At 62.5% G+C, this 12,168-nt stretch carries 12 protein-coding genes; 6 read left to right on the top strand and 6 right to left on the bottom strand.

Going from position 1 to position 12,168, the window contains the following annotated elements:
* Positions 1-88 precede the first annotated feature (88 nt).
* Complete coding sequence (locus AWB70_RS13660; protein ID WP_235024238.1) at positions 89-430, top strand: hypothetical protein; 342 nt, start codon at positions 89-91, stop codon at positions 428-430.
* Positions 431-477: 47 nt separating this feature from the next.
* A complete protein-coding gene (locus AWB70_RS13655) occupies positions 478-1,746 on the top strand; it encodes an MFS transporter (protein ID WP_053571542.1) in 1,269 nt (422 codons plus the stop codon).
* Between the two features lie 611 nt (positions 1,747-2,357).
* On the opposite strand, the gene AWB70_RS13650 is transcribed toward AWB70_RS13655, so the two are convergent.
* Entirely contained in the window at positions 2,358-3,323 is a 966-nt protein-coding gene (locus AWB70_RS13650) for a PDR/VanB family oxidoreductase (RefSeq protein WP_053571543.1), read from the bottom strand.
* A 42-nt stretch (positions 3,324-3,365) separates the two neighbouring features.
* Positions 3,366-4,163: an IclR family transcriptional regulator gene (locus AWB70_RS13645; RefSeq protein ID WP_053571544.1), complete on the bottom strand. Its 798-nt coding sequence runs from the start codon at positions 4,161-4,163 to the stop codon at positions 3,366-3,368.
* 136 nt (positions 4,164-4,299) lie between these two features.
* On the opposite strand from AWB70_RS13645, the gene AWB70_RS13640 reads away from it, so the two are divergent.
* Genes AWB70_RS13640 through AWB70_RS13625 form a run of 4 tightly spaced genes read left to right on the top strand, consistent with a single transcriptional unit; the run spans position 4,300 to position 8,235 of the window.
* Positions 4,300-5,643, top strand: a complete 1,344-nt coding sequence (locus AWB70_RS13640; protein WP_053571545.1) for a Rieske 2Fe-2S domain-containing protein — start codon at positions 4,300-4,302, stop codon at positions 5,641-5,643.
* Positions 5,644-5,664: 21 nt separating this feature from the next.
* Entirely contained in the window at positions 5,665-6,687 is a 1,023-nt protein-coding gene (locus tag AWB70_RS13635) for an aldo/keto reductase (protein WP_053571546.1), read from the top strand.
* Positions 6,688-6,740: 53 nt separating this feature from the next.
* Positions 6,741-7,820 carry an ABC transporter substrate-binding protein gene (locus AWB70_RS13630; RefSeq protein WP_053571547.1) on the top strand — a complete coding sequence of 360 codons (1,080 nt, stop codon included), beginning with the start codon at positions 6,741-6,743 and terminating at the stop codon, positions 7,818-7,820.
* 49 nt (positions 7,821-7,869) lie between these two features.
* Positions 7,870-8,235 (top strand): VOC family protein, encoded by a 366-nt coding sequence (locus AWB70_RS13625; protein WP_053571548.1) that lies wholly within the window; start codon positions 7,870-7,872, stop codon positions 8,233-8,235.
* A gap of 12 nt (positions 8,236-8,247) precedes the next feature.
* Here the strand turns inward: AWB70_RS13625 and AWB70_RS13620 are convergent, their stop codons facing one another.
* The 4 genes from AWB70_RS13620 to AWB70_RS13605 are packed head-to-tail and all read right to left on the bottom strand — an operon-like array spanning position 8,248 to position 12,158.
* Positions 8,248-9,321 carry an alcohol dehydrogenase catalytic domain-containing protein gene (locus tag AWB70_RS13620; RefSeq protein ID WP_053571549.1) on the bottom strand — a complete coding sequence of 358 codons (1,074 nt, stop codon included), beginning with the start codon at positions 9,319-9,321 and terminating at the stop codon, positions 8,248-8,250.
* A gap of 33 nt (positions 9,322-9,354) precedes the next feature.
* Positions 9,355-10,392, bottom strand: coding sequence for an NAD(P)-dependent alcohol dehydrogenase (locus AWB70_RS13615; RefSeq protein ID WP_014252615.1), 1,038 nt, complete (start codon positions 10,390-10,392; stop codon positions 9,355-9,357).
* Positions 10,393-10,423: 31 nt separating this feature from the next.
* Entirely contained in the window at positions 10,424-11,167 is a 744-nt protein-coding gene (locus AWB70_RS13610; RefSeq protein WP_053571550.1) for an SDR family oxidoreductase, read from the bottom strand.
* A gap of 10 nt (positions 11,168-11,177) precedes the next feature.
* Positions 11,178-12,158, bottom strand: coding sequence for a sugar-binding transcriptional regulator (locus tag AWB70_RS13605; RefSeq protein ID WP_014252617.1), 981 nt, complete (start codon positions 12,156-12,158; stop codon positions 11,178-11,180).
* Positions 12,159-12,168 lie beyond the last annotated feature (10 nt).

Here is a 12,168-nt window from a genome sequence, read left to right as displayed (position 1 = left end):
GCCGCGCCGTATCAGGGTCATCGCGCTTACCGATGACAATACGGAAGTGAGAAGATGCGCCGAGCACGCGCACGCAGGCGTGCAATTCGTGAGCGCACGCGAACTCGGCGCACTATTGCAGACGGAAGGCTCGGATGCCGCGAGCATTCTGCGCCGCGTCGATGCGAACGCGGCGGCGCTCGATGCGTGGCTCGGCACACCGGATATCGTCGTGATCGCGGGCCGCGAGGGCGACGACGCGCGTGCGGGCGCGATCGCGGCGCAGGCGTATCGAAGCCGCGGCGTGACCGTGTCGGGCGTGGTCGGGCCTTCCGTCGATGAGCGCAAGCACGGCGTCACCGCCGACCTGTTGCGCCCTCATTGCACGATGCTGATTCTTCCGGTGAGCGCGGGCTATCTGGACGATCTGCTCGCGGCGCTCGGCGCATAAATATTCGCATTCGTCCGCCCACACGCGGACAGGCAGGAGACAAGGCTTTGAAGCAAGACATCAATCGATGGTGGACCGTCGTTGGCGGCGCGATCTGCCTTTCCGTGGGCGCGGGCGTGATATCGGCGTTCATGTTCGGCACCTTCATCAAGGCGATTGCGGCGGAGAATGGCTGGAGCCGCGCGCAGGTATCGCTCGGCCTCACCATTTTCGAATTCGCGATGGGCCCCGGCACGATCGTGCTCGGCTCGCTGATCGATCGCTTCGGGGTGCGCCGCCCTACGCTCGTGTTCCTGTTGCTTTTTGCTGGAGCGATTGCGCTCGTCGGCGTGATTCCGGTGTCGCTTGCACTCTTCTGCCTCGTGTTCGTGATGGTTGGCTTCTTTGCGCCGGGCAGCAATGCGTTGCCGTATGCGAAAGTCGTTTGCGCGCGTTTCGATCATCGGCGCGGGCTGGCGCTGGGCCTGACCGTGGGCGGCACGGCTATCGGCGCGATGCTGATGCCGCAATATGCGGGCTATCTATTGCGTCATTTCGGCTGGCGCACGGGTTATCTCGGCGTTGCCGCGTTGATGGTCGTGCTGTCGATTCCGGCGCTGTACTTTCTCGTGAAGATGCCGCCTGGCGTCGATGAAGCGATCTCGCGCCGTGCGCGCGAAGCACGTGCCGATCTGCCTTCGCTCTGGAGCATCTTTCGCCACGATCGCACGTTTCGTTTGCTGGGCATTGCGATCTTCTGCATGTCGGGCGTATTGCTTGCGCTGCTTTCCCAACTCGTACCGATGATGACCGATCGCGGCGAGACCGTGCGCACCGCCGGGACGATGTTATCCGTGGCGGGCCTTGCCTCGGCTGTCGGGCGCCTGTTCGCGGGTTATCTGATGGATCGCATTCATGCGCCTTATGTCGCGGCGATGTCGTTCGGATTGACGCTATGCGGCGTGCTCATTCTCGCCGCGGGCGCGACGGGCGATACGGCGATGATCGCATCGGCGATGATTGGCGTGAGCATTGGCGCGGAAGCGGACATCATTACGTTCATCGTGAGCCGTTACTTCGATCTGCGATTGTTCGGGCGCGTTTGCGGTGGGATGTGGGCGTGTTGGGGCTGGGGGGCGGGGATCATGATTTTCCTGTCGGGGCTTTGTTATGACCTGACGCGGTCTTATCATTTGGCGCTTTGGGTGTTTTCGGGGTTGGTGGCCGTGTCGGTGATTTCTATTGTTCGGCTTGGGCCATATGGGTATCCGGAGCAGGCTGATCCTCGGAAGGCTGTTGCGCATGGTGTTGCTGCTGCGCTCGATAAGTCGGTTTAGGCTCAATTTCGTGGAACTTGCTTTCGTGTTGGTTTATTAGCACTGCCCCTCCCCGGGGCGGGGGTAACTTTCTTTGCTGCTGCAAAGAAAGTTACCAAAGAAAGCAGCTTTCTCACCGCCCGCGGTCACACGCACGTTGGCCATTTTTCTCCTCGGGGATCGGCCCTCGCCTAAGTGTCGCCCTCGAAGGACCCACCGGGCTTGGATCGCGCACGGTCCGTCACATCGCGCCACTTAGTTCATTGGTACAGCCATTTCAAGCTCCGGCCCGCTTTGCGGCCGATGGGTTAATCGGGTATGCGTGGGTTTCCCCTGCATACCCCACGGCAGCGCGTAGCGCTGTGCCGAAGCTATTTCGTGCTGAACCAGCGCGCTAAAGGTTATGGCGAGTCAGACCGTGCGCGATCCAAGCCCGACTGGGTTTATGAGGGCACTCTTTAGGCGAGGGCCGTTCCCCGAGGAGAATAGTGGCCAAACTGCGTGTGACCGCGGGCGGTGACAAAGCTGCTTTCTTTGGTGACTTTCTTTGCAGCAGCAAAGAAAGTTACCCCCGCCCCGGGGAGGGGCAATGCTAATAGACCAACACGAAAGCAAGTTCCACAAAAGAAAACTCAAAAATCAATAACAAGCCTCTGACTCTTCGCCCCAGAACAACAAATCAACATCGTATCCCCCGCGACTTGCTCGCCCTCACTGAGCACACTATCCCGATGATCCGGCGTCCCCTCGATCACATCGACCTGGCAGGCACCGCAAATCCCCTCCTCACAGGAATACGGCGCCGCCACCCCAGCCTCCCGCAAAACTTGAAGAATCGTCTTGCCAGCCGGCACGTCAAACTGCTGCCCTGTGCGATGCAACTGCACGACAAACCCGCCTTCGCATGCAGCAACCGCCCGCGGCGCAAAATACTCCGCATGCACGCATTCCGGATCGACCGATGCCGTCGCAGCTTCATAGCCGGCAAGCATCGGCTGCGGCCCGCAGCAATAAAAATGCGACCCCTCGCGCGCACGGCCGACGATCGCCGCAATATCAAGCACGCGACCTTCATGCTCCGCATCGAAATGCAATACCGCCTGCGGCAACGCACTCAACGTGTCGAGAAACGCAGCGTCGCCACGCTCCCTGCACGCATAGTGCAACTCGAACGAACGATTCAAGCGCATCAAACGCTGCGCCATGCACCAGATCGGCGTAATGCCAATGCCACCCGCAATCAGCACCGTATGCGCAGCCGTCTCGCAGAGCGGAAAGTTATTGCGCGGCCCGCCGATATCGAGCATCTGCCCGACACGCAACTGCTCGTGCATGAATCGCGAACCGCCCCGGCTCGAACGATCGCGCTTGATGCCGATGAGATACGCGCGCTCGTCGCCATCGGCGGTGACGAGCGAGTACTGACGCATGAGGCCGCTCGGCATGTGAACGTCGATATGGGCACCCGGTTCCGCGCGCGGCAAGGCCGCGTTGTCCGGACGGCGGATTTCGTAGACGTTAATATCGTCCGCGGCGTAGCGGATCGCCGTCACGCGCATGTTCACCGGCCCATCGACTGCACTCGTCTGCAAAGACATGAAACCACTCCTCCATACGTGCGGCTTAGTCGCGCCGCGAGTTCAATCTTGATTGGCGCGACGCGTCACGCTCGTGAGCACGCTCTTCATCGGCAGCCGCGGCTTGAGCGCGGCAGCCGTATCGAGCAGCATCTTGCGGAACACCTTCACCTGATCCGTCGTGAAGCGCGTGAGCAAGCCCGATACCGTCAGCGCGCCAAGCAATTCGCCGCGCTCGTTCAAAAGCGGAACCGCGACCGCGGCAAGATCGGGATCGCGATCGCCCTTCGATACGACCCAGCCGCGCGAGCGCACCGGCATGCTCGATTCCTCGCCGCGCGACTGCGGATCGAAAGCCCACAACACGCGGCCCGCCGCGCCGCCCTTGAGCGAATGCCGCGAGCCTTCGTCGAGGTGATGCCGCGCCGAACGCGGCGAATTCACGCGATAAAGACAGATGCGCTCGTCGCCATCCCGCACGTAAAACGATGCGGTCTCGCGGGTGAAAGTCGATAGCTTTTGCAAGGCGGGACGCACCAGGTCTTCGAGACTCACATCGGCCTGGCTCAGTGCGCCGAGGCGCCGCAATTCCGGCCCCAGCGTGAACTGGCCGCTCGCGTCGCGCTCCAGAAAGCGCATATGCACGAGCGATGCGCATAGCCGCAGGATCGTGCTCTTGTAGAAACCGGAGCGCTGCGCGAGCACCGCGAGTGAAAGCGCTTCGCCGGGAAGCCGGAAGCATTGCAGAAGCGCGAGCGAACGTTCGACCGCTTCGACGCGCGGGCGCTTGTCGTCGGCTTCGTGGGTGTCATCGAATGATGCGTCCGTCTGCACTGCCTGCATCGGGTGTTCGAGGTTCATCGCTTCGTCTCCTCAAAAGCTGATTCATGACGCAATTTATAGCCCGCGACCGTGGTTCTGTCCAACAGAATTTGTGCCGCTTGTCAGAACGCCATGCGAACCCTAATCTGCATCCACCTGAACACGGAGACGGAACATGCTGAGTGCAGCGATGAACGAACGACTCACGCGCGTCGGCCCGGGCACGCCGGGCGGCGAACTGATGCGGCGCTACTGGATTCCCATTGCGCCCTATTCGCAGCTCGACGAAGAAAACCCCGTGCACAAGGTGCGCGTGCTCGGCGAGGATCTCGTGCTCTATGAGGACAAAAGCGGCACGCTCGGCCTGATCGGCGATCGTTGCCTGCATCGCAATGTCGATCTGAAGTTCGGTATTCCGGACGAGTGCGGTCTGCGCTGTCCGTATCACGGCTGGCTCTTCAACCAGGAAGGCAAATGCGTCGAGCGGCCGATGGAGGCCACGCCGCGCGGCGAGATCAGGCAGAAGCTGAAGGCGTATCCGGTGCAGGAACTCGGCGGTCTCGTGTTCGCGTATCTCGGCCCGCAGCCCGCGCCCGCGCTGCCTCGCTGGGACCTGTTCGTGTGGCCGAATGCGATTCGCCAGATCGCGATCATGAAGATCGACTGCAACTGGCTGCAATGTCATGAGAACACCGGCGACCCGACGCACAGCGCATGGGCGCACGGTCACATGTTCCAGTACGTGCTGGAAAAGCAGGGACGTTACGAAGAAGCCGCCGCGCGCGCGGAGCACACCTTGCATACGCGGTTGAAAACGGGCATCGGCATCAAGGAGCTGTATGCGAACCCGAGCCAGCACGGCATTTCAAAGGGCGTGCGCTATTCGAAGGATCTCGGCGCGGACGAAGACTACACGCGCGAGCATTCGACGGTGATCTTCCCGTTCTTCACGCAGACGGGCAAGACCGGCGCACCGCGCAGCGAGTATCAGATTCGCGTGCCGATCGACGACGAGCATACGTATCACATCTGCTACCAGGTCTATGCCGCGCCGCCGGGCGTCGAAGCGCCCGCGCAGGACAGCGTGCCGTGGTACGAGCCGCCGCGTCATGACGAGAACGGCAGGCCGATCCTCGATTATGTGCTCGCACAAGACGCGCTCGTCTGGGACGCGCAAGGCGCGATCACCGATCGCTCGCAGGAACTGCTCGGCCGCACCGACATTCCCATCGTGCTGTTGCGCAAGCAGCTCGACGAGCAGATTCGCCGCGTGGAAGAAGGACTGGAGCCGATCAACTTCTGGCGCGATGCGTCGCCGGACATCATCTACGGTTCGGGCGAAGCACCGGATTACAGCAAGCCGCTGCTCAAGCATAACTTTCGCAAGCTCTATCATCGCGGCTTCTTCAATGACGACGCGGACCGCTATGGCCCGATCATCGAAGACGTGAAGGACTTGCATCGCCGCATCGAGGAAGCGGAGATCGCCGCGCGCGAAGCCAGCGCGAGCACGACCTGATCACGCACAGCGAGGCTCGCGATGAAATACAGAAGCATGGGCCGCACCGGTCTGAAGGTGTCCGAGATCGGTTTCGGCTGCGGCGGCAATGCGGGTCTGATGGTGCGCGGCAGCTTCGACGAGCAGTTGCGCATCGTCGAGGCTGCGCTCGAAGCGGGCATTAACTACTTCGATGTCGCGCCCGACTATATCGGCGCCGAAGCGAACCTTGGCCGCGTGCTGCACACCTTGAGCGCGCGGCCGCTCATCAACTCGAAAGTCGAAATACGCGCGGAAAATCTCGACGATATCGCGGGGCATGTCGTGCGTTCGGCGGAATCGAGCCTGAAAGCACTGGGCGTCGATCGTCTGGACGTGTTGCAGATTCACAATGCGCCCGTTGCAGGCGCGCACGCGCCCGTGGACCGCGACTATCACACGCTGGGCGTGCAGCATTTTCTCGGGCCGCGCGGCGCGCTCGAAGGCATGCGTCGTCTCGTCGATGCGGGCAAGGTTGCGCACGTGGGCTTCGTCTGTCGCGGCAACGATGCGCCTCATGTGCGTGAACTGCTCGCAAATTTTCAATTTGGCATGCTAAATGTTCCCTATACGCTGCTCAATCCCAGCGCGGGCATGGTGCTGCCCGCCAACCTCGCCGTCGATAAAGACGGCGGCGCCGTACTCGACGATGCGCGCAAAGCCGGCACGGGCGCGGCGATTTACAGTGTGCTCGCGCGGGGCTTTCTGTCGGATCAAAGTATCGCGGGCGAGGCGCATCATCCGCTTGCACGCGATATTTCCGGTAACGCTTCCGACGCAACCAGGATGCGCGAACGCGCCGCACGCGTAAGCTTCCTCGCGCGCGAATCGGGCATCACGCTCGCCCAGGCCGCGTTTCGCTTCGTGCTCGCGCATCCGGGCGTAACAACAGCGCTCGGCGGATTCTCGTCGATGGAACAATTGAAAGAGCTCTGCGCCGTCTCCGGAATGGGCCCGTTCCCCGACGATCTCAACGCGCGGCTCGAACGCGTATGGCAAAGCAATTTCGCCGAAACGGCGTCATGATGACGAGTGTCTCGCGCCTACAATCAAACCGACGCAAAGGAGATGAGCGCCCCATGTCAACGACGAGAAGAGACGTGATGCGTCTTGCCGGCGCTGCGCTCGCGCTCGGCGCTGCGGGCCTGCCGCTCGCGGCGTGCGCGAAGCAATCGCAGCCGCAGCCGAACCTCGCGCTCGCATCCTACGAAGGCCCGGACCGCGCCGAAAAGATTCTCGCCGCCGCAAAGGAAGAAGGCGAGCTGAACTTCTACACGTCGATCGCACAGCCGGACGTCGCGCCGCTTATCGATCCGTTCGAGGCGCGCTATGGCATCAAGGTGAATATCTGGCGTGCCGGCGACGAGCAAGTGGTGCAGCGTATCGTCGCGGAATCGCAGGGGCATCGCTATATCGTCGATGCGGTGCATACCGGCTCGTCGTATCTCGATGCCTTGCGGCGCGAAAAGCTGCTCACGCCGGTGTCATCGCCGGTGCTCGCGGAACTCGCGCCCCACGTGGTGCCCGTGCATCGGCAATGGGCATCGACGATGCTGTCCGTCTGGGTTCAGGCGTACAACACGCGTCTCATCAAACCCGCCGATCTGCCGAAAAGCTATGACGACCTGCTCGCCTCGCACTGGAAAGGCAAGCTCGGCATCGAAGCAAAAAGCGCCGACTGGTTCGCGACGGTCGCGACGCAGATGGGCCGCGACAAAGGCATCGAATTTTTCCGCACACTCGTCGATACGAATGGCGTGGCCGCGCGCACGGGCAATTCGCTTTTGAATAACCTCGTGGTCGCCGGCGAAGTGCCGCTCGCGCTCGAAGTCTATAACTACATGCCCGCACAGGCGAAGCGCCGAGGCGCGCCAATCGACTGGTTCGTGTTGCAGCCGGCGGCGGCCCGCGCGAACGGCGTCGCGCTGCTCACGCATGCGCCGCATCCGGCCGCCGCGCTGCTGCTCTACGACTATCTGCTTTCCGTCGATGCACAGCGCATTCTCGTCTCGCGCGATTATGTACCGACCAATCGCAATGTCGCTTCGCCGATGCAGGGCGTCAACGTCGCGCTCGTCGATCCCGCCATGACGATGCAGGAGCGCGGCCAGTGGAACAAGATGTTCAATCAGATCTTCCTGCACGCATCGGGGCTTTGAGCGGGCGGGGGCGTTACACTGTGCGCTCCCGTCACGCTGAGCTTTCACGATGAGCCAAATTCTCGCGCTGCGCCCTTTCGTTCCGGCACAAGACTTCGCACTGTCCAAACGCTTTTACGAAGCCCTGGGGTTTCGCATCACGCATCAGGACGACGACATTGCGATGATGAAAGCCGGCAGCTTCAGCTTCATTCTTCAGAATTTCTATGTGAAGGAATTCGCGGAAAACTGCATGCTGCAACTGCTCGTGCGCGATGTCGACGCCTGGTGGCGCGAGATGAATCCCGAGGCACTCGCGAGCGAGTTCGGCGTCAATCCCGCGCGGGCGCCCGCGATGCAGAGCTGGGGCATGAAAGTCGGCTTCGTGTTCGATCCGTCCGGCGTGCTGTGGCACGTCGGCGAAGTGCCCTTCTGAACGCGCCTTCGCTCACTTCGGCTTGAGCAGCACCTTGATCGAGTCGAGCGAATTCGCGATCTTGATCGCCTCGTCCCATTCATCGAGCGTGAAGCCGTGTGTGACGATGCCCTTCGACGTCACCAGGCCGCGCGCGAGCAGATCGATCGCAATGGGATAGCAATACGGCCCGAGATGCGCACCGCGCACGTCGAGTTCCTTTCGATCGCCGATGATCGACCAGTCCACCGTCGTATCGGCGCCGAACACCGAGAACTCGACGAAGCGGCCGAGCTTGCGGATCAACTCCAGCCCCTGCGACACGCCCGCCGGCACACCCGTCGTTTCGATATACACGTCGCAGCCGTAGCGATCCGTGATCGAGCGAGTCGTTTCCAGCGCGTCGTCGGTCTTCGGATTGATCGTGATATCCGCGCCATATTCGCGCGCCAGCGCAAGACGTTCCTCGACGAGATCGATCACGACGAGCTTCTTCGGCGTCTTGAGATGCGCGACCTGCGTCATCATCAGCCCGAGCGGCCCCGCCCCCGCGATCACGACGACATCGCTCAACTGGATATCGCCGCGATTCACCGTATGAATCGCGCATGCGAGCGGCTCGATGATCGCCGCGTCTTCCAGCGAAATGCCGTCGGGAATCTTATGCACGATGGCCGTCGGCGGAAAGCGCATGTATTCGGCCATGCCGCCATCGGCCACTTCGCGCTGAAAGCCGAAGATGTTATGAACCTCGCACATCCAGTATTCGCCCGATTTGCAATAGCGGCACTTCGCGCACGGCACGATCTGCTCGGCGATAACCCGGTCACCCTTTTTCACGCCGAAATGGTCTTCCGCGCCTTCGCCTAGCTCGTCCACATAACCGAAGAATTCGTGCCCCGGAATCACCGGCGCTTTCACCCACGGATTCGGGCCGCCCCAGAACATCTTCGCGCCCGACCAGCATTTGCAGTCGCTCGCGCAGATGCCGCATGCGGCAATGCGAATCACGACTTCGTTTCGCGCGGCACGCGGGCGCTGCACGCGTTCCACACGATAATCCTTCGGCGCGCGGCATACGATCGCCGTCATTTGTTCGTCGGCCATGACGTGTCTCCCTGTTGTGATGTGCGTTGCGATTCACGCTTCCAGTACGATCTGCACCTTCACATCGGTCGGCACGCCGCTCGCCGCTTCCTCGAAAGCCTTGATGCCTTCCGCGAACGGGAACGTGCGCGAGATGAACGGCTTCACGTCGAGCTTGCCCGACGCGATCAACTGGATCGCGCGCGGGAAGATATTCGCGTAACGGAACACGGATTCGATGCGCGCTTCCTTGATCTGGACCGCGACGACATCGAGAGGAATCGCATGCTGCGGCATGCCGACGAGCACGAGACAGCCGCCCGGACACAGCAGATCGACGATGCCGTCGAATGCCTTTTCGTTGCCGCTCGCCTCGAACACGATATTCGCGCCCCAGCCATCGGTCAGTTCATGCACCACGTCGAGCACGCGTTTATCGCGGATATTCACCGCGGTCACGCCCTGCACGCCGCCGATGAGTTCGAGCTTCTCCGGCACGAGATCGCACACGATCGCGCGGCTGCATCCGCCCGCGAGCGCGGCCAGCGCGCACATCATGCCGATGGTGCCCGCCCCCAGCACGACGGCGACATCGCCCGGCTTGATCGCGGCCTTCTTCGCAGCCTGCAAGCCAATGGATAGCGGCTCGACGATCGCGCCTTCCGCGAAGCTCACGTTATCGGGCAGCTTGTAGGTGAACGCAGCCGGGTGCACGACGTAGGGCGCGAGGCAGCCATGCACGGGCGGCGTCGCCCAGAAGCGCACTTTGGGATCGAGGTTATAGAGGCCTTCGCGCGACGCGCGCGATTCCATGTCCGGCACGCCCGGCTCCATGCACACGCGATCGCCCGCTTTCAGATGCTTCACCTCATCGCCGACCTCGACGACCGTGCCCGATGCTTCGTGCCCGAGCACCATCGGCTCGTTCACGACGAACGGCCCGATGCGGCCATGCTGATAGTAATGAATGTCGCTGCCGCAAATGCCCACCGTATGAATTTTGATGCGCACGTCGCGCGGTCCCACGACCTGCGGCAAGCTGAACGGACGCAAGCTGATGCGTTTCGCTTCCTCGAGAACCAGTGCTTCCATCGTCGTTCCTTTGATAGAGAAATAGGCGGGTTCAGCAGGACTGGAATCCGCCATCGACCAATAAGCTGACACCGCTCACCATGCTCGAATCGTCGCCAAGCAGATAGGCGATGGTGCGCGCCACTTCCACCGGCTCGACGAAACGGTTCATCGGAATGCGCGCGAGCATGGGCGCGGATTTGGCGGGATCGCTCCAGGCGCGCTCGCCCATCGGCGTCATCGTGACGGTCGGCAGCACGGCGTTCACGCGAATGCCATGCGGGCCGAGTTCGGTCGCCATCACGCGCGTCATCGCGTCCAGCCCGCCTTTGGATGCGCAATACGCCGCATGCAGCGCGAAGCCGACGTTCGCGGACAAGCTCGACACATTGACGATCGAGCCGCCCGCGCCGCGCGCGATCATGCTTTTCGCGCACTCTTGCGCGACGATCATCGCGGCGCGCAGGTTCACGTTGATCGTGAGATCGAAGGCTTCGACGCTCGTGTCGAGAAACGATTCGAGCACGGCGATGCCCGCGTTGTTCACGAGCAGATCGACGGGCTGCACGGCGCGCGCGGCCTCACGCGCGGCGTGCGCATCGGCGAGATCGACGGCGATGGTGTCGCAGCCCGCTTCCGCCTTCAGGGCATCGAGATCGGCGGCGCTGCGGCTCAGCGCGATCACGCGCGCGCCGCGTTCGATCAGCAAATGCACCGTCGCATGGCCGATGCCCTTGCCCGCGCCCGTGACGAGCACGGTCTTGCCCGCGAACTCGCGGTTTCTGTCGATGGTCATGGTGTGGTCTTCAAGGCTCGTCGCACAGACGCCGCGCCGTGTCTTCGTCGGTCACGAGCACGGACGGATAGCGCCCGCGCAACGCCGCGCGCGTCACATGAAATTTCTTCTTGCCGCCGCTCACGAGAATCACGCGCTTGATCTTGCGCAGGTCGTCGAGCGCGATCGCCACCGTGCGGCGATTCAGCGGATGATCGATCAGCTCGCCGTCTTCATCCATGAAATGACCGAGCATGTCGCCGACCGCGCCCGCTTTTTCCAGCGTGCGCAACTGCTCGGGATTGTCGATGCCGTACGTCACCACGAGCGATTCGGTGAGATCGCCGCACGTGAGCAGCGCGAGATTCGCGTTGCGTGCGAGTTCGTAAGTCTCGCGCACGGTCTCTTCCTGCAGGATCACATCGCGCGCCTTCTGACTGCTCACGTAGATGGGCGCGGCGAAGAGATAACCATCGGCGCGGCAGATGTCCGCGAAGTCGGAGACGATATCGAACGTGTTGATGCTCGGGCAATGCGACAAGCCGCCTTGCAGCGACACCGCCGACACCGCTCCGTACGAGCGCTGCGGCATCGCGCGCAGCACCGCGCGAATCGTGCGGCCCCAGCCGAGCCCGATGGTCTGCCCCGCGACGATCTGCTTGGCGAAGTACGCGGCCGCGCCGATGCCGAGCGCCGCGTTGTTCGCCTCGTTGTTCGCGCCGGTGGGCACGACGACCGCGCATTCGAGCCCGAAGCGCCGCGCGAGCGCTTCTTCCAGCGCAACGCACGGCGCGATCTTGCTGTTGATCGTAATCTGCACGAGGCCGGACTCGCGGCTCGCGGCAAGCAGGCGGTTCACGCGCACGCGATTGCTGCCGATGCGCTGCGCGATCTCCTGCTGCGTCAGATTGCCGACGTAGTAATGCCACGCGACGCGCGCCTGCAGCTCTTCCTCCGAATCGATGGAATCGTCCGCTTCAGCGACGGCGATGGGCGGTGCGCTCTTGCTCATGTTGCTCCGG

The sequence above is a fragment of the Caballeronia cordobensis genome (assembly GCF_001544575.2).
GTDB classification, from domain to species: domain Bacteria; phylum Pseudomonadota; class Gammaproteobacteria; order Burkholderiales; family Burkholderiaceae; genus Caballeronia; species Caballeronia cordobensis.
The sequence above is the reverse complement of the archived record's forward strand: the minus strand, read 5'-3'. Positions and strand labels throughout refer to the sequence as shown.